16 protein-coding genes and 1 pseudogene are annotated in these 18,420 nt (G+C 37.5%); 5 read left to right on the plus strand and 12 right to left on the minus strand.

The genetic code is table 11. The annotated features are described in order from the left end of the window. The first annotated feature begins 103 nt into the window (after window positions 1-103). Window positions 104-1,231 carry an MGDG synthase family glycosyltransferase gene (locus EUBREC_RS09055; protein ID WP_041254085.1) on the plus strand — a complete coding sequence of 376 codons (1,128 nt, stop codon included), beginning with the start codon at window positions 104-106 and terminating at the stop codon, window positions 1,229-1,231. A gap of 40 nt (window positions 1,232-1,271) precedes the next feature. Further along, on the plus strand, window positions 1,272-1,874 hold the full coding sequence (locus tag EUBREC_RS09060) for a glycerol-3-phosphate acyltransferase (protein ID WP_012742846.1): 603 nt from the start codon (window positions 1,272-1,274) through the stop codon (window positions 1,872-1,874). Window positions 1,875-1,893: 19 nt separating this feature from the next. Here EUBREC_RS09060 and EUBREC_RS09065 read toward each other — a convergent pair whose 3' ends face one another. The 3 genes from EUBREC_RS09065 to EUBREC_RS09075 all read right to left on the minus strand — a co-directional run bounded on the left by EUBREC_RS09065 (window position 1,894) and on the right by EUBREC_RS09075 (window position 5,881). Continuing rightward, window positions 1,894-2,949 carry a GGDEF domain-containing protein gene (locus EUBREC_RS09065; RefSeq protein WP_012742847.1) on the minus strand — a complete coding sequence of 352 codons (1,056 nt, stop codon included), beginning with the start codon at window positions 2,947-2,949 and terminating at the stop codon, window positions 1,894-1,896. Window positions 2,950-2,957: 8 nt separating this feature from the next. Then, the gene (locus EUBREC_RS09070; RefSeq protein ID WP_148207799.1) at window positions 2,958-3,866 is read right to left on the minus strand and encodes a DUF4300 family protein; all 909 of its coding nucleotides are present in this window, start codon (window positions 3,864-3,866) and stop codon (window positions 2,958-2,960) included. A gap of 557 nt (window positions 3,867-4,423) precedes the next feature. Next, window positions 4,424-5,881: a DDE-type integrase/transposase/recombinase gene (locus EUBREC_RS09075; protein WP_041253952.1), complete on the minus strand. Its 1,458-nt coding sequence runs from the start codon at window positions 5,879-5,881 to the stop codon at window positions 4,424-4,426. A 173-nt stretch (window positions 5,882-6,054) separates the two neighbouring features. On the opposite strand from EUBREC_RS09075, the gene EUBREC_RS09080 reads away from it, so the two are divergent. Continuing rightward, a complete protein-coding gene (locus EUBREC_RS09080) occupies window positions 6,055-6,492 on the plus strand; it encodes a LytTR family DNA-binding domain-containing protein (RefSeq protein ID WP_012742850.1) in 438 nt (145 codons plus the stop codon). 10 nt (window positions 6,493-6,502) lie between these two features. Beyond that, window positions 6,503-6,934 carry a DUF3021 domain-containing protein gene (locus EUBREC_RS09085; RefSeq protein WP_012742851.1) on the plus strand — a complete coding sequence of 144 codons (432 nt, stop codon included), beginning with the start codon at window positions 6,503-6,505 and terminating at the stop codon, window positions 6,932-6,934. Window positions 6,935-7,292: 358 nt separating this feature from the next. On the opposite strand, the gene EUBREC_RS09090 is transcribed toward EUBREC_RS09085, so the two are convergent. The 6 genes and pseudogenes from EUBREC_RS09090 to EUBREC_RS09115 form a co-directional block, all read right to left on the minus strand. Beyond that, entirely contained in the window at window positions 7,293-8,231 is a 939-nt protein-coding gene (locus EUBREC_RS09090; protein WP_012742853.1) for an Abi family protein, read from the minus strand. 251 nt (window positions 8,232-8,482) lie between these two features. Beyond that, window positions 8,483-8,683, minus strand: a pseudogene (locus EUBREC_RS09095) (AlkZ-related protein); the annotation flags it as partial. Window positions 8,684-8,760: 77 nt separating this feature from the next. Continuing rightward, window positions 8,761-9,432 carry a hypothetical protein gene (locus EUBREC_RS09100; protein ID WP_041254087.1) on the minus strand — a complete coding sequence of 224 codons (672 nt, stop codon included), beginning with the start codon at window positions 9,430-9,432 and terminating at the stop codon, window positions 8,761-8,763. A 97-nt stretch (window positions 9,433-9,529) separates the two neighbouring features. Beyond that, entirely contained in the window at window positions 9,530-10,147 is a 618-nt protein-coding gene (locus EUBREC_RS09105) for a TetR/AcrR family transcriptional regulator (RefSeq protein WP_012742856.1), read from the minus strand. Between the two features lie 126 nt (window positions 10,148-10,273). Beyond that, complete coding sequence (locus EUBREC_RS09110) at window positions 10,274-12,742, minus strand: DUF4982 domain-containing protein (RefSeq protein WP_012742857.1); 2,469 nt, start codon at window positions 12,740-12,742, stop codon at window positions 10,274-10,276. Window positions 12,743-12,764: 22 nt separating this feature from the next. After that, window positions 12,765-14,150, minus strand: coding sequence for an MFS transporter (locus tag EUBREC_RS09115; protein ID WP_041254090.1), 1,386 nt, complete (start codon window positions 14,148-14,150; stop codon window positions 12,765-12,767). Between the two features lie 178 nt (window positions 14,151-14,328). Between EUBREC_RS09115 and EUBREC_RS09120 the strand changes: the two genes are divergently transcribed. Next, window positions 14,329-15,384, plus strand: a complete 1,056-nt coding sequence (locus EUBREC_RS09120) for a helix-turn-helix domain-containing protein (protein WP_012742859.1) — start codon at window positions 14,329-14,331, stop codon at window positions 15,382-15,384. Between the two features lie 95 nt (window positions 15,385-15,479). On the opposite strand, the gene EUBREC_RS09125 is transcribed toward EUBREC_RS09120, so the two are convergent. The 3 genes from EUBREC_RS09125 to EUBREC_RS09135 all read right to left on the minus strand — a co-directional run bounded on the left by EUBREC_RS09125 (window position 15,480) and on the right by EUBREC_RS09135 (window position 18,390). Further along, the gene (locus EUBREC_RS09125; RefSeq protein ID WP_012742860.1) at window positions 15,480-16,370 is read right to left on the minus strand and encodes a Fic family protein; all 891 of its coding nucleotides are present in this window, start codon (window positions 16,368-16,370) and stop codon (window positions 15,480-15,482) included. Between the two features lie 227 nt (window positions 16,371-16,597). Further along, window positions 16,598-17,755, minus strand: a complete 1,158-nt coding sequence (locus EUBREC_RS09130; RefSeq protein ID WP_015569492.1) for a sensor histidine kinase — start codon at window positions 17,753-17,755, stop codon at window positions 16,598-16,600. Next, complete coding sequence (locus EUBREC_RS09135; protein ID WP_408629363.1) at window positions 17,752-18,390, minus strand: response regulator transcription factor; 639 nt, start codon at window positions 18,388-18,390, stop codon at window positions 17,752-17,754. The genes EUBREC_RS09130 and EUBREC_RS09135 overlap by 4 nt, the downstream gene beginning before the upstream one ends. Window positions 18,391-18,420 lie beyond the last annotated feature (30 nt).

Genomic DNA, 18,420 nt, shown 5'->3' on the forward strand with positions numbered 1-18,420 from the left:
AAGCTTTGAACTTAGATATGTCAACCTTTTATTGCACTGTAGATTATTTTAAAAAATTATGGTACACTTATCGCATATTTTATTTAGGAAGGAATTAAACGGTTTGAAAATTCTTATTTTATCCTGTGACACCGGCGAGGGACACAACAGTGCCGGTAAAGCTATAAAAGAAGCGGCAGAGCATAAAGGACATTCTGTGACAATGATAGATATGTTTCTCTTATCGGGTAAAGGAACATCGCACGCAGTATCAGGAGCATATATAGGCATTGTAAAGCATATTCCGTTTTTCTTCGGACTACTCTATAAGGTTGGCATGCTGATATCGAGTGATAAACGTAAATCCCCTGTCTATTTTGCCAATGCCCTGCTTTGTAAAAAGCTATCAGCATACATTGAATCAAACGGCTTTGATGCTGTCGTCACACCTCATCTGTACCCTGCTGAGACCCTGAGCTGCATGAAGCGAAAAAATCTGCTTCATATCCCTGCCGTAGCTGTAGGAACCGACTACACCTGTATCCCATTCTGGGAAGAGACAAATATGGATTATTATGTTATTCCACACGATGATCTGACCGATGAATTTGCAAAACGTGGTATTCCTGAAAACAAGCTGCTGCCATTAGGCATCCCGGTACGACAAGCCTTCTGTACAAGGACTGCTAAAGCTGCTGCAAGAACAAGATTACATCTGCCATCCGATGTGCCTATCTTTCTTGTGATGAGTGGCAGCATGGGTTTTGGCAAGCTTGCTGTCTTTGCCGCAGAGCTTGCAATAAGATGCCATAATAATGAGCATATTGTAATCATTTGCGGCAACAATACTAAAATAAAACGCATACTGCAAAATGAGTTTAAGTTCAACAAACGTGTACACGTAATAGGCTACACCAATCAGGTTTCACTTTTCATGGATGCCTGTGATGTAATCTATACAAAGCCCGGCGGCCTCACATCAACTGAGGCACTGGTAAAAAATATACCGATTGTACACACTGCTCCAATCCCCGGATGCGAGGCAGCAAATGTTGCATTTTTCAAAAAACGTCATCTGTCTGTCTCATCAAAGCGTCTGTCAAAGCAGATTGAGCTTGGGAAAATAATGATAGAAAATAAAGAACTAAATGCAGAAATGATACGTGCACAGCGCCGTGAGCGAAAGCCATATGCTGCCATACAGATTGTTGGTCTGCTTGAAGAACTAGCTCACACTGATACAACTGACTGACTATAAAACCATGTAACTATAAAACTATAAGGAAATTATCATGCAATATTTTTTATTTACACTCTTAGGCTTCGTACTCGGAAGCACTCTCTTTGCTTACTGGATACCAAAACTATTAAAAAACATTGATATCTGCACACTTCCCGATGACCACAATCCGGGTGTGAGCAACGCATTTATGTATGGTGGCTTTTTATGCGGAATACTATCACTCATATGTGAGCTTGCAAAAGGATTTATCCCGGTGTATATTGGTCAGAAATGCTTAGATATAAACTCACTTCTGTTTGTACCTGTTTTAGTTGCACCTGTCTTTGGACATGCATTTCCTTTTTTACAAAAACAAAAAGGCGGTAAAGCTATTACCGCCTCCTTCGGAGTCCTTTTGGGCCTGTTTCCGGAATTGCATCCGGCTGTCTATCTGGCATTTTTCTTTATATTCTTTTCAGTTGTAGTAATAATAAATCCACATTCGCTCAGATCTATTCTGACATTTGGTTTTTTTGCATTCAATGTCCTTTTGACTATAAAAACAGCCTCAATCCAGATTGGCTGCTTCATAATCGCAGGGATCGTGATATACAGACACCTGATAAAGCACAATAACGGACCGGTAAGGATAAGTATACTGCATCAGCGGTAATTATTGTATCTGCTTTTACTCATTGATTTTGCTTCTTACATAACTGTTTATTCTCATACATATAGGAATCAGCCCTATCAAATAATATTTGTATTGTACTCTCCTTATAATCCTCCGATATCGCCCATCCGCAAGCGTAATCAATTTGCAGTTCATTTCCGGTGTTGTTTAATTTATCTTTTTCCAGACATAAGCATTTCAGGATTTCATCAACCTCCGCTTTATCTGTGTCATAAATGACTACCATAAATTCATCGCCGCCATATCTTCCCACAAAATCTTTTTCAGGAAATACGCTGCGCAAAAGTCCGGCAAACTTTACTATCAGCCGGTCTCCTGCCGAATGCCCCATTGTATCATTAATAAACTTCAAATTATTTAAGTCAAAAATAATGCATGCCGTAGGTGAACTGATTATCTCATTATTGTTCAGAATTTCTTTACAGGCACTTCTATTAGGCAATCCTGTACGGGCATCAGTATATGCTCTTTGCTCTAACAGTTTATTTTGCCTTGCCATCTTCATTGCCATTATGGTCTGTACAATAATCAATATCACAAGACACAGCATATCAAGTGCTGACAAAAGCTCTATCGTGCGGATCTTTGTAGCAATCTTTTCTGAATAATTTTCCGCTGCAGACACAGTATCATCAGCCAGCTTAAAATAAGTCTCACTCATATTGACAATATCAGTATTTTCATATCCGCTGCTTCTTACAGCTTCAATTTCTTTTTTTATTTTATTCCAATAATCAATCTGGACCTGCAATTTATCCTGATATTCCTTGTCCTGAAGCTTTATCAGATCATAATTTCCATCCTGATATTTTAATCCGCTCAAAATATCATCCAAATATTTAATCAACTCATCATTTTGGGATCCTGTAATCTCCAATTTTACTTCACGCTGTGTTGCTCCACGTACCAGACCTGCGTAATTTATTACCCTTGCCGTTCCTTGCAGCCGGTTAATCTGTATCATCATAAAAATAACAAGAATAACCAATGCAAAGATGAGACAGCTTTGTATAATACCTATTATATTTCTGCTTTTTTTATTCTTTAACTTCATTTTCCGATTTATCCTTGCAATTCTAATGTTCCAACATAGTCTCCATTATTATATACAAATGGTCCAGCCTCTTTCTCTTCTCCGAAATACTCAGGTCTTAGTGAAAGAATACTTAATAGTTCATCCATATTATTCACCTTTGTTGCCTGATATGGCTGCTCAAATGCTATTTTTTCTACAAACAAATAATAGTCACTGTACTTTATTAATACACCTGTATGTCCCACGAACATAGCATCAGAATCCGGATCATATATTGCTATACTAATAAGTGAAATACAATTACTGTCTATTTGAAATCCATACTTTTTCCAGTTGTCAGAGAATGTTTTTTCAGGATGTTTATCATCCGTAATGCTCTTTTCTCCGTATAATGTAGTAAACATGTCTTTATTCTGCCTTATGATTTCATACCTGTCTACATTATCTATTGCTTCCGTATCAAACATTAAATATGTGCCACTATAGCTATCTTCCGTTGACTGTGCGTGAAGCAGTCCATCCAGCAAAAGAAAAGCTGTCATTCTGCAATCTGCATCTGAATAGTCATGCTTTTTCTCCCAGCCATCCATACATTTAACAGTATCTGCTTTCATTTTATATGCATCTGACCAGGTATCCTTCAGCTTTGCATTCTTCCCGGCAGAATCCGCAAAATCGGTCACCCATTCTTTAAAGGTATCTACATGCGATGCCCCGGCTGAACCAAGCTCATCGCACACCTCAGTAATGGTATTGCTTCCACCCATATATGTTGCAGTTGGCAGCTCCTGTTTTTTATTCGAATCCTGCTGTTTCGACTCCTCGGCAGTATCCGTGGTAATATTATCCTTGTTTATATTTTTATTACCACAACCGCCCAACAGCTCTGCACAAAGCATCATTCCAACTATTATTGCAATTAATTTCTTCTTCATGGTTATCATATCTCTTTCTGATTATTTGTACTGTCCTGTACTTTTTTAAAGTACATTACTATTTGTACTATGTAAATAGTATGCTGACAAAATTAAAGAAATATTAATCACTAAAACTTCCAACATGTCAAATGTTGATTGTGCCGTACGGTGTGCAGACTCACATATCTTCCGATAGCGGAACTTATCAGGATTATCCTCCTTTAACGCATCTTACACATGTTTTTTCGCCACTTACATCCAAATGCGAGACATTATATATGAAATATTGTATGATTAACTCACCAAAAAGGATAGTGTCAAATGACCTATGAAAAAACTGAGCAAAAGAAAAAGGCTCAGATGAACCTTGAAAACTGTAGATTTTTTAGGTTGTGGTAGCCCACCGCCACTCTTGACGGTACGAAAAAGAACTGCTGTAGGTTAATCACCGACGGCGAAGAACTCAAGAACAGTTAGAGTTTTTCCGTCGATTACAGCAGTGTAGCAGTTCTTTTTCGTGCCATCAAGGGCACGCCGCTTTGCGGTGGCTGGGATAATTACCTCTGGCTCTGAATCTAAGAACAGTTAGCGGCTTCGCCGTGTTGCAGGTTCAGAATCGTCTGTTGACCAAGGAAGATGAGAAGCTGCCATTTGCCCAGCATCGTGTCAGCCTGAGACAGCATTTCGACTTCATTTAAGACTTTATAGTTGTTGTGTTTATGTGGTCTTAGGAAGTTGTAATAAGCAACCCAGAGGGCGAGATCATAGTTGGCTCCATCGATGTTATCAAAGCCGTTGGTTTTACGATAGGAAGCTTTGTATGTACGGTTTAAGCGTTCAATCATCTGCTTGTAAGGTCTGAATTCTTTAGAAACCTCATCGTCATTGGTGAGTCCGATTACTTGTGTGATTTCAAACTTAAACTTATCACCGAATTCATGGAAGAACTGCTGGGCGGCAAGGGGATATGCACTGTAGCCATCTGCAATGAACTTAAAGTTCTTAGGCAGTTCTTTTAGATGCCGGAAGGCCATCCGCATTGCCAGAATGCATGGACCAACACCACGATTATCAGATACCTGATAGCCGATAACAGAGCGTTTGGCAGAATCCATGATAAACCAGATATAGGTTTTGATACCACGGATTTTGATGTATGTTTCATCGGCAGTAAATACATTGCCAGTTTTGTAATCGTAGTTGTCTACGAAAGGTTTTATGCAGGCAGAGGCGGTTTTACAATAGTTGGCAACTTGCTGGTGTGAGATGCTGATGCCGTGTATGTCCTTCAATGCCTGAGCGGTTTTACGAAGCGATAACCCAAGATTCACTTTGTAGGTAAGACAAAGAGACATGACATGCTGGTCATGTTTACTGAATTTTAGGGAAGAAGCATTCTTGGGAAGAGTGTTTAAATCCATGCGAAAGAAATCTATCTGGAATTCCCGGTAGATGTAATGGAGTTTATATTTGTTCTTGCCATAGTCCTCCTTAAGGTCTTTTTTATCAACCTTGTTTAGATTGTGGAGGTAGTAAGGACATTTTGGATTTACGCATTTGTGGACAACAAAGTGTTTGCGGTCTTTCTTATGAGCCAGCGAGTGATTGCAGTGCGGGCATTTGAGGGAGTAGGACTTTGAAAAACGGTTTTCTTCCGGAGAGAATGCGGTGGAGCATACTTTGCACAGAATCTGTCCTTTTGAACCATTATTCTTGTAGAGATAAGGCTTTGGAGCATTGCAACGTGGACAGGTACAGTTGTCATCAATATCACATTCAGAACGGCGGCTGACAGGTTTGATTTTCTTGCCATACTTCCATTCGAGGTAAGGAATGTAGTCTTTGTAATCCCATTTTTCGTAATAGATTATTTTTGGGAGCTTATCAATCTTGAATTTTTGATATTTGGGAGAATGGGAGTCATCGAAGACCCACTGCTTAAGGGGAATATATCTGCAGATAAAATTAAAAAGCCAGCAGATTTGTTTATGTTGGTATTGAATAAATAGAAGTAAATAAAGTATAATGTCCATGAGCATTGTCTCCTTGTTGATAATGGTGTTTGTGGTGAACTCATTATACTTCTTTTGGGAGGTCAATGCTCTTTTTATTTGCAAACCTTCAATAAATCAAGGTTTTAAAAGAATTTTAGAACAATAAAATGGGTAGTTTTTGACACTACCCCAAAAAGAAAGGAGGATTTTACATGAAAGTAAGTATTGAACTTTCCCCTGAATACAGCGAACCATATGCCATCATATATGCAGATAAAATCACTGACAACATCCAGCGTACCCTTGATATATTCGGTTCAAATGAAAGCCCCATTACAGCTTTTAAAAACGGAAATGATATTGTCATTTTACAGCCAAAAGAAATATACATGGTAAGGGTAGAAAACAAAGATACTATTATTTATGGCAAAGAACACCGCTACCGTTCCCGAAAAAGACTGTACGAAATGCAACAGCAGCTTGGTGCCGGATTTATGCAAATTTCAAAATCAACTTTGGTCAATCTGTCTTATATGAGCAATGTCGAGGCTGGTTTTAGCGGCACTCTTCTTTTGAAACTAAAAAACGGATGTAAGGATTACGTATCAAGAAAATATCTGCCTGAGTTTAAAAAATATCTGGGATTATAGGAGGACAAAAATGAGAGAAACTATGAAAAATTTGATTAAAAACACTATAACCAGCATTGGTATAGCATTAACCGTTTTCTGCGTTACAGGAATGGTATTTGACATCACCTATGACGGTAATTTCAGTTTAGATAATTATCAATTTTCCAAAATGGTTATCGGATGCATAATTGTAGGTCTGGGTTTTGGACTTCCGGCCATGATTTATCACAAAGACAATCTTCCAATGCCTTTTAAAATAATTATTCACATGGGAACAGGCTGTATTATTTATACAATCGTCGCATATACTGTCGGATGGATAGGAGGAACAAGTTCTATCCTTCACGGAATTATTGCAGCCATATTTCAAATAGCTTTGGCATTTATAATTTGGGGAGGCTTCATGCTTCACTATCGCAATGATGTCAGAAAAATGAATGAAAAAATCAAGGAATTATAGACTTGTTCGTACTGCGTGTCTGTGGAGTGATACTCTGCAATATCGAACTAAAAAACGAGGGCAAATCAAACCGATTTACATCGAATTTGATTTGCCCTGTAAATACCGTTTGTATTCTATATCTTTTCCGTTATTTGTGTGTATAAATATATGATACTGATTTATTTACTTTACGCAATACTTTTTCCATTACAAAGAGGAAGCCGGTACATGTGAAGTATCCCCGCCAGGTCTATGAAAAAATTTAATATGAGAATTTTTTTGTTTAATTGTGTGGATGGGTTGAATAGTTCGAAGAAATCGCTAAAAATATAATAGCTTTAAATATTAGCGGAAATATTTTTACTCATATCTCCACTTATATTTTGCGAAATTTTGTTATCTCTTTCCAGTTACACGGAAATCCCATATATTCAAAAAGATCATTCAACTTCAAATTTAAATTCTGCTTTTGATATCTGTCAAAAATATGCCATAATTGCTTTTTAAACAGTAAAAAATCAGTCTTTGGAAGTAGATAACGAAAAGTAATGACTACACTAAACAAGTCATTTTTACCATATATATATTTTGAACCGTTTTTAGAAATTCCTAATTTTTTATGTAACAATGTATCTGGAATGTCAATATATGTGTGATATGAAAACAACCTTTCGTTATGAGCACATACATTTCTGTACAGTGTTAATACCTTTAAATATTTTATCATTTCATTTTTCTTGATATTTCCAAAATCCTGACAAATTGCTCCTTGCATATTTTGAGGTAAGAATTCAAACATTTTGGATATCTGACCAAAAGTAAGGGTATTCATAATCACCCATAACGGAATATTATGATATTTGTTACGCTGATAAACAAGATATTCATGATCCTTATTTTTATTAGCCATCATATCTAGCATTTTGATTAATTTAGTAATTCCATTTTTATTTTTTGGAATATTGCCGTAATTATTGGAGTTAAGATATTCTTCTTGACGTTCTCCATGTTTTTTACAGAAATGATAAGAAATGGACGAACGCATTTTTCTTTCTACACGACATAAATATTTAAAGAATATTCCACGTAACTCTTCATCAAATTCATAAAGAGCAACTATATCTTCAAAACATGCTTCATTAATATATTTGCGGGTATGAATATCAATAAAAGGATGCTTGTATCCGCCAATTAGTGCATAGTAACTGATATTTTGCAAGGATTCTACCGCAAAGTCATCATCTGTAATAACTAGATCTTTTTCATTTTTCAGTTTTTCAACCTGTGCGGTATATGTAATAAACGGTTTGCTCATATGTACCTCGCTGCAAAATGTTCCAAATAAAAAAAGGAGAGGGGCCTCGGCACCCTCCCCCGATCGCAGGCTTCTCAAGTTTCTGCAATCTGATCACTAAAGATAATATAACTGATATAACTAAGAAAGTCAATCATAAATTATCTTTATTTAGATTGTATTCAATATGGTTATTTTTATGTACTATTCAAATACATTGTTTAATATTCCTTCATCGCTATATATGTACCTGTATTACTTTAATATCTTCCTTATCTGCTTATCCGTCGCCTCCGGATACATCTCATGCATATCTTAAAATCGCAGTTGCACAGATATGTCTGCATCATAAGATTCGTTATTGCACCATCAAATCCTTTTTCTCCATCCTTGGCAAATCCAGCTTGTTTTTTCAATTCATTGGAATAAATCTCTGAATCAGCATTATCCTCCATAAAATTGACCATTATCTTTTTATGCTTATTAGGAGCTTTCCCATCATCATATAATGCATCAAAATCATATTTTGTTCTGTGTTACAATAAAACTACTAAAAAATGGCTAAGTCTTTTTTCATTGCCTTGTAGCCAATTAATACTGTCCAAACATATGCACAGGTTTTTGGAATCATCAGCATGCCGATCATCGGAATTACATCAGCCAACAGTACAACCGGAATATAGAATGCAAAGCTCAGGACAATTGTCAGCCACATCCATCTAAAAGAGCTATCGTTATTTTCTTTTGCACTTTTATAGAATAAAACTATGATAATTAATCCCATCAGTGCAAACGGAATATTTCGGTAGATTCCCCATGAAAGCGGAGCATCTGCACTGAGCCAGGCATTCTGAGGCATCATACACAGAACAATTCTTAATCCTGCAAGACTATAAATAGCTGCTGTAGCTGCTTTATAGCCTTTAATCTGATAACGCTCACGCCATATATGATAGAGAACGACATAAAAAATAGTCATAGTGACAGAGGTTATCCACTTGCCTAACCCAAGCTGTACAGTAAAGTTCTCAAGACCTGTTGTACAAAGCGCTGTTGCACGAGGAACCAGATGAAATGCATCTCCACTTCCTAAAATAACTGCCATAATTCCAAACATGGTAAACTGACGGTTTCCTTTGCTTTTTCGAATCATTAAAATTCCGATTGTGATTACCGAAAACAAATATACGGTATCAAATAAAGTTTCTACAATTGCCTGCATAATAAAAATCCTTTCTACTAGATACATCTTTAAACGTATAAGTGAACATCGTTCATTTTGTTTCAAAAATTTTCCCACACTCTAATGTGGGAGAATTTTAATATAATGTTTTGTTAATCAACATCAAAATCGAAGACGGATCATAATCCTGACGAATCATTGATACCAATATTAAAGAAAATAATATATCTGCAAACTGTTTTTCCGTGAATTGTTCATCAAATACATCTGGACGAATCTTACGATCATTCTTTAATATATCGCATAATCCATTAAGAATATGCCCCCATGTCTGCAGCATTTTCTTCTTTCCATCCGTTTTTTCATCCTTCATAAATCCAAACGAATGCAGTGAAAAGAAGCCCGGAAATTGCTCATTTCCATATTGCAGTCTTTTATAAATCCATGAGATACAGGCAGCAACATCTTTAAAAACCTGCTCATCTTCAGGGTTAAAAAAGATTTCACGCCAAATACTCTCAATTGTATCCCCAAGCAGCTCGGCCTTGGATTCATAGTAATTGTAGATTGTCCCCGCCGAAACAGAACATCGGGATGCAACAGCTCGTATGCTTAAAGCAGTCCATCCGTTTTCTTTTATCAGTTCTCTGCTTGCAGCTAATATGTCTTCTTTTGAAGTTGCAAGATGGTTCACGAGTTCACTCCTCTCCAATGTAATGTCATTTAGTAATTTCATCAAATGAACAATGTTCATGTTAAAAATATACACCGTTCATTTTATTTTGTCAATAACTTTTTTAGGAAGCCCTGATACATTTATTTGAGTCCAATAAAAATGGTGTATGCCATACTCACTAAGTATAACATACACCATTAATATTTAATTATTTTCTATATTTATCATCACCTGACAACCATCATCCGTCCATACTTTAAGAACAGCCGGCTCTTTCGATTTGACATTCTTCCATCGAACTACTGCCAGAGCGCTTCCATCAAATGTTGTTACTGAATCAGAAAAATAGTCCTCCTCACTAGAAGGATTAGCTGTACCAAATCCTTCCAGCACACCATTTCCTACAACACTAGCATGAAGCAGTCTTTTTTCAGCTTCCTGTGAATTAATTGTGCCATTATCATCTACAAGCCATATCTTGATATATGCTATATTCCTCTCATTCTCAGTTACACGACACACTTTTAGCTTTGTTACTGATTTTGCTGTAGAAAGCTCATATTCACCCAGTTTCCTATCTTTCTGATATGCAACTGCCTTTAAAGTTCCCGGTTCATATGGCACTTCATAAGATGCTGTAAAATGATTTTCTCTTCCTGCCGGTTTTCTTCCAAGCGATTTATCATTCAGAAAAAGCTCTACTTCATCACCTGATGAATAAACATCCACATTTGCCGTTGTCCCTTCAAATTCCTTCCATGTCCAGCTACTGATGTTATCCTTAAACATCCATGCAGTTTTACCAGCTGTCTGTCCTGCGTGTTCAAGTCTCTCGACCGCAATATATGGTTTATCTGTCAGACCATACACTATTTCCCTAAAATAGCTGATTGGTCTTCGATTTCCAATCAAATCAATATCCCCGATATATCCCAATCTCTCAGGATAAATACTTGTGAAATTTGCATTTCCATCATAATGGAATATTCCTACACCAGCCTCGCCTATATAGTCGTAACCGGTCCATGTAAAGTCTCCAATTACGTGTGGATAAGTTTCAACAAGCTTCCAGAGATTTTCTATGTCAGCCGGATATGTTTCCGTACCGAGGACCGTTTTAGCAGGATGTAGTTCATGCTCCAGCTCATATCTTCCACTTAAATAGTTGAGTCCTGTTATATCGCAGCTTTGCGAACATTCTTCAAGTGCTTCTGAAACAAGCGGATGCTTTGCAAAAAACTCTCCTTTTTCACCTGACATCAGACTCATAAAACTGTTTAAGGCATTGCTTCCTCCTCCGCTTCCACTTCCATGTGAATCCATTCCAAATTTTTCTGCAACATCCCTCATAATAAAGCCAAGACGCCTGCCTGCACAGTTTAATCCATTCAATGCATTCGTTGTATATCTGGTATTATCGAGCTCATGGAATTTATTGCATAGCATTCTGTTTATCCAGGCTCCCTGCTTAGTTCCTGCTTCCTGTATCTCATTTCCAACTGAATAAATAACAACTGATGGATGATTATAGTCTTTTTCAACCATATGATTAATCCACTGATTATATTCATCTTCAAAAATATCGGAGAAATCATATGTATTTTTTTCCTTGTCCCACATATCCGTCAGCTCGTCCATAACCAGAATTCCAATATGATCACACGCATCAAGCATTGCTCTGCTCATTGGGTGATGTGCACTTCTTATAGCATTAAAGCCCGCTTCCTTCAATCTCTTGCAACGGTACCATTCTGCCTCCTTAAATGTCTCAGCACCTATCACGCCATTATCATGATGTATACAGGTTCCTCGCAGCTTAACTGCCTCACCATTTATCTGCAATCCATGTACAGGATCTAGCGCCAATACACGTATTCCAAAATTAGAAACTGCTTCATCACATATTTTATCATCAAACTTTGTCGTTATATGACACTCATATAACGCCGGCTGTTTTGGACTCCATTTCTTCGGATGTTCAATCGGTATTTGTACACGCACTGTCTGCATTTGCTCTGAGCGAAATATTACTCTTTGCGTATCTGATGCAGTTTTCTGTCCATCTTTTTTTATTTCAATCAGACATTCTGCCTCTAATCCATGTCCAATAATGTTTTTCAACTGCGCACACACCTCTAAAACCGCCATGTCATCATTCACTGACAATGTTGTAATACGCAGCTTATCATGTGAAATATATACATCTTTTCCGGTCCACAGATTGACATCTCTGTAAATTCCTGAGCCTGAATACCATCTGCTGTTAGGCTGTTTACTGTTATCGACATCTATTCTTATAATATTCTCATGCTCATAGCTTATCCATGGTTTTAAGTCAACCGAAAAACCCATATATCCATTACGATTCACTGCCGCTAGCGATCCATTAATCCAGACTCTTGCAATTCCATAAATTCCTTCAAATTCCAGAAATACATCTTGCTTTTTCCACTCATTTTGAGCCATAAATTTTTTTTCATATGTATACACACCTCCTGGATAAAATCCACTCTGTGCTCCGGAAGGACAGTCCTTATCTCTTTTTTCACGAATCATTGCATCGTGAGGAAGTGTAACTGCAACTGCATCACTGTTCCCGTAAAAGGCTTTTAATCTGTCAGCCTGATCAGCTTTTTCAAATGTCCAGTCCTCATTAAATTTCTGACACTGCATACTTCATTCCTCTTTCAATCTGTTAGTCTGCTTGTTCTGCTCTTTCCATGTCAATTCTCTTATTTTCCTTTTCCACCTTCATTAAACCAAGAAGAATAGTAATTACGACGCCAAGAATTACAGGGATTGTGATATACATACTGAAAATCATATTTGTAGCTGCTACGGTCTGAGTTGCAGCTTTTCCGGCATATCCTGCTGCATGCAATAGCCAGCCTACAGCCGCAGTACCAATTCCACCACCGACTTTTACTCCAAGTGATGAACAGCTAAACATCATTCCATCAATATGTACCCCTTTCGTACGATAGGTATATCCGCTGATTTCAGCAATCAGGGCATTTAATGTTCCCGACATTGTTCCGGCAAATGTTCCCTTAAGGAACATAAAAAGTAACATCATCGGTAAATTCTTCTGCATCGCAAAAATAATTAGAAATATTCCTAAGATATCACTGATTACATATCCCCAGAAATTAACCTTTTGCATGCTTCCGGTCTTCTTTACAAGAATCGGAGTAAAAATAAGTGCAATTATTACAGGGAACATCTTCATCATTGAGAACAATCCAAGTAATGAACCATTTCCAAGTACATGTTTCATAAAATAAATAGCTGAGCCTGTTGTAAGATTACTCATGAAATAATAAACAATATAAATTGCAACAATTAAAATATAGTATTTGTTACTTATAAGTAACTTCAAAGACTCAACAAAACCTATTTTGTCATCCTTCGGTTTTTGTGTATCCTCAACTGCTGCACTACCTTCTTCCGGTAACTCCTTAACACACAGGCAGCTTATTGTGTTGATACCAAGTCCGATTACACCACATATAACAGCAACCATACGCCATCCTGCAGCTCCACCGCCAAAGGCATCAACTACACCTGTTACTGCAAATCCCATTACAATATTTGTAGCAACTGCAAACATGAAACGTATTGATCCAAGCTGAACCCTTTCATTCTTGTTTCTGGTAATAAGGGCTGATAATGCTGAATATGCTATTCCGTTTGCTGTATAAAAGATAGCATTGAGTGCTGTATAAAATGCGAAGAAATACGCATATTGTGCAGTTTCACTCATTCCACCCGGAATTGAAAACAACAGCACCAGACAAAGTGATACGCCTATCTGTGCATACAGCATCCATGGTCTTGCCTTTCCAAGCTTTGACTTAGTGCGATCGATTAAATTTCCAAATATCACATCTGAAATTCCATCAAGAAATTTCGATACCAGCATTAAAGTTCCAATAATTCCTGTGTTAAGCCCCATTGTATCAGATAAATATAAAAGTACAAAGCTTGATACAAGTCCATAGCTGGTATTTGAAGCCATGTCTCCTGCTCCATACGCTATCTTCTGATACCATTTCAGATATTTCTTTTCTGCTTCCTGCATAATAAATGCAACCTCCTTTTTCCTGTTAACAATAATAGTTTGTATTGTATTTTTCATAAACGCTTATGTTTTGTATACTGTTACTTTAATAAATTATTGCTTACAATTCTATAACATATGTGATAAAATATCAGTTAGTTTTTATCATATTCGTGGATAAGGAGAAAAATATACCATTATGACCTCATCATATACTGTCAAAAACATCATAGAGCAGGATAATATAAACAGTACAATCAATTCATACATCAAAATACTTACACCAATACAGTTCACACTCGAAACGTGTAATATAGCTAACGATGACAAATATCTGAATTTTTTGATGACCTCACCACGTGAAAATACATTTTACAGCTTCAAAACAGAAAAGGAAATCAATCATTTTAATATGAGGCCTCCACATATTCATGATTTTTACGAACTTCTTATTGTATTGGATGGCGAAATCCATCAGCTGATTGAAAAGACTGATTTTGTGTTCCACAGTGGAAGCTGTTGCCTGATGAACCACAATATAGTACACAAAGAAATTTTTTCTTCCGATGCAACTCTTTTGTTTATCGGGATGTCAAAAGAGCTTGTCCAACAGCTTTCAGAAGATGAACCAAAAGTTTATTTTCCGGATATAGAAAGGCCCGGCCATAACCCTATTCTTAGGTTTCTTTCAGATAATCTCGATAATCCTGACACAAAGGAATATCTTGATTTTATGCCATCTCTAAATAACAAAGACTGGCACCATACTCTCCACGCCATAACTGACAATATACTTCGTGCCATTATGTATCCAAAGCTTGGTTCTACTTATGTCATAAAAGGAATGCTTTTAGAATTGTTTGATTATCTGTCCAATCCAGAACACTTTCATTTCACGCCCGTCCATGTAGAAGCAGACAATGATTTTCTTCTTTTCACACACATAAGTCACATTTTAGAGGACACCAATGGACGCATTACACGTTCTGAGCTTGAACAATTATTAAATTACAGTGGAAATTATTTAAACTCTATAGTTAAGAAATATACAAATTCATGCCTATTCGATTACAGTCAGACTTTCTGTATGAAAAGAGCGGCTGCTCTCCTGCTTGAAACGACCGCTTCTATATCTGAAATTATGGATGAACTGCATTTTACGAATACAACACATTTTTATAAGTGCTTCAAAGAACATTATCATATGACACCGAAGCAATATAGGATTTCGATGAAAATAAAACTTGTGCCATAGTTGCAAAATGTTCCTCATCCTGTATCCTTCAGCCAGATTTTTTGTGAATATTCAATTTTTTCAAAATCCATATAAGCATTCTTTAAAAGCATTTATTAATACTTAATCCTAAAATAATCCAAATACGCCTTATACTTGTCCTGCGCGGTCAGGCAGGTATCTGTCAGATATCCTTTTTCGTTGTCCCATTCCTTCAATCCACGATAATAGAACATTTTCAAATTATCCTCAATGATAAACGGAACAATATTGTATTTTAGACACTCTTTAAACATAGTCAATCTGCCCACACGACCGTTTCCGTCCTGGAACGGATGAATCCGTTCAAACTTCACATGAAAGTCCAGAATATCCTCAAAATTCTTTTCTTCTTTGGCATTGTATTCCGCCAGCAATGCCTTCATTTTATCGGCAACTTCTTCCGGAAGGGCTGTATCCATGCCACCGACTTCATTCGGAAGTTTCTTATAATCACCAACAGCAAACCAATCTTTTCTGGAATCGCTGGTGCCATTCTTCAAAATCAAGTGAAGTTCTTTGATGAATTTCTCCGTCAAAGCTGCTTTTGCATGATCAATAATCATGTCGATACAACGAAAGTGATTTGCCGTTTCAATCACATCATCCACATTCAGCACCTCTTTTTCTACGCCAATAGTATTGGTTTCAAAGATATATCTGGTTTGATCATGTGTCAGACGGCTTCCTTCCATATGGTTGGAGTTGTATGTCAAATCAATCTGTGTCTTATGGTATATTCCACCGGAATATTTACTTGCCTTTTGCTCTTTCAGAATATCCAACAGCGTAATCGGTTCTTCTTTTCTTTTGTTAATGCGCTCCGGTTTCTCTGCGTTTTCAGGAAGGTTCCATGTCTTACCTGTAAGAAATGCACCGTTCACACGCCCCTTAGCACAGTAATTTCTAACACTGCGCTCTGACATATTCCATTTTTTTGCTATTTCAGCAACTGAAAGATATCGCATCTATTATCCTCCGCCATAAATTATATTAAATAACCTTGTTAATCTATTATATAGTATACCACATTATCGGCAAAAACATCAGTATATTTTAATCTAAATTATTATATTTTTGCCGTTAAAAATCTATTTCTCAAGTCAGAAAGCCGGACTGTCAAGCGGCTGTTTCATATATTGCGGGATACAAGAAATCTGTTTTAATAGCGTTGACAAATGTGTAAAATGAAACGCTACATTGAATGCTGCGCAAAAGTCACCTCGAAAATCGTTCCCCCGGTCTTGCCTGATTTAATACAAATACTGCCATCATGTACTCTAACGATTTCACGGACAAGAGCAAGTCCGAGTCCTACGCCACCCAGCTCCCGGCTTCTGGATTTATCCACACGGAAGAATGGCTCGAACACTCTCTCCCTAAGCTCCTTTGGTATTCCGCTTCCCGTATCTTCTACAGACAGATAAACATGCTTGTTTCTCTGATATGCGGTTACTGTAACCTGTCCGAGCGGATGATTATATTTGATGGCATTCTCAACCAGATTGTATACAAGCCTGTAAATAAGGATATCACTGCCTATCATAGTGGCATCCTCACATTTTCCAATCAGCTTTATATTCTTTTCCACGGCAAGAGGCTCAAGGTCTGCCAAAACCTCTTCAACAATAGCATCCAATATAATTTTATCATCCCTTCCCACCGACTGAAGCTCACTCATGTCTAGAAGAGTCTTTACCATCCTGTTTAATTTATCATTTTGTTCCGTAACCATTTTTATGGTCTGCAAAGTGTCTGCATCATTTCCCGGGTGAGAGGCCGAATTATATAAATCAAGCTGTACCTGCATTAGCGCTAATGGAGTTCGCAGCTCATGTGCTGCATTTGCAGTAAACTGTCTCTGTATCTCAAATGCATCCGACAGACGCTCAAGCATCTTATTATAAGAAATACCCAGCTGGTTCAGTTCCTTAACATTGTTTTCCTCTATTCTTGAATCAGACAGATTCTGAGCCTGTACCTCTTCGATTTTATCTGAAAACTCTCTGATTGGTCTGAGTGCATGCCCGCTTATAAAATAAGTGACGACACCTCCCAAAAGCGCCAGCAAAACCGTGATTATCAGACTGTTTCTTTTATAGTCGGCCTTATTATTGTACACCTGAACCGAAAATTCATCCGCAAACTCATCCCACTTATCGTCCGGTATGCTGATATATATTTCATCTGATTTGTTTCCTTTTTCATCCCCCTGTGACTCTACCGCATCCTGCAGAGAATCGATGTAATGCACGCCATTTTTATAGACAAACATAGTCAGGCAGCCACATATAATAGCAATACACAATGTAGTAATGCACGTAAGTCTCCACTGTAGCGACATTCTTTTCATCTGTCAGACTCCTCCCGTATTTTATAGCCTTCACCTACCTTGTTCAAAATGGGATCATATCCCAGCTCCGCCTTAAGCTTTTTTCTAAGTGAAGACATATGTACCCTGATTGCTCCGCTAAAGCTGTCTGCCGTGGCATCCCACACATGCTCTATCAGCTCCTCCTGGCTCACCGGTCTGCCTATATTGATAAGTAAATATTCCAAAATACCATTCTCTTTTCTTGTCAGTGGGACCGGCTCTCCCTTTGCATATGCCTCACGCTTAATCGTATCAAACTTTATTTCTCCGCATTTAAGACATATATCATTCTGTACAAATTTCCTTCTTGTCAAACTTCTGATACGTGCCTCAAGCTCCTGCAGATGGAATGGTTTTTCCATGTAATCATTTGCTCCTGCATCCAGTCCCTCTACCTTATCAGCAATCTGACCTCTTGCAGATAATATCAAAACCTTAGTTTCATCATTGTATTTTCTAAGCTCCTTAAGAAGCTCCATGCCATCCATCCCCGGCAGATTCAAATCCAAAACTATCAGATCATAATTCTCCGACAGTATACATTCAAGAGCCTCTTTCCCATCATAACAGGTATCCACCTCATAACCGGCAGCATACAGACTCTTTGCAACCATATCACATATTTGTTTCTCATCCTCAACAAT

It is taken from the genome of Agathobacter rectalis ATCC 33656, from assembly GCF_000020605.1.
Classification (GTDB): domain Bacteria; phylum Bacillota; class Clostridia; order Lachnospirales; family Lachnospiraceae; genus Roseburia; species Roseburia rectalis.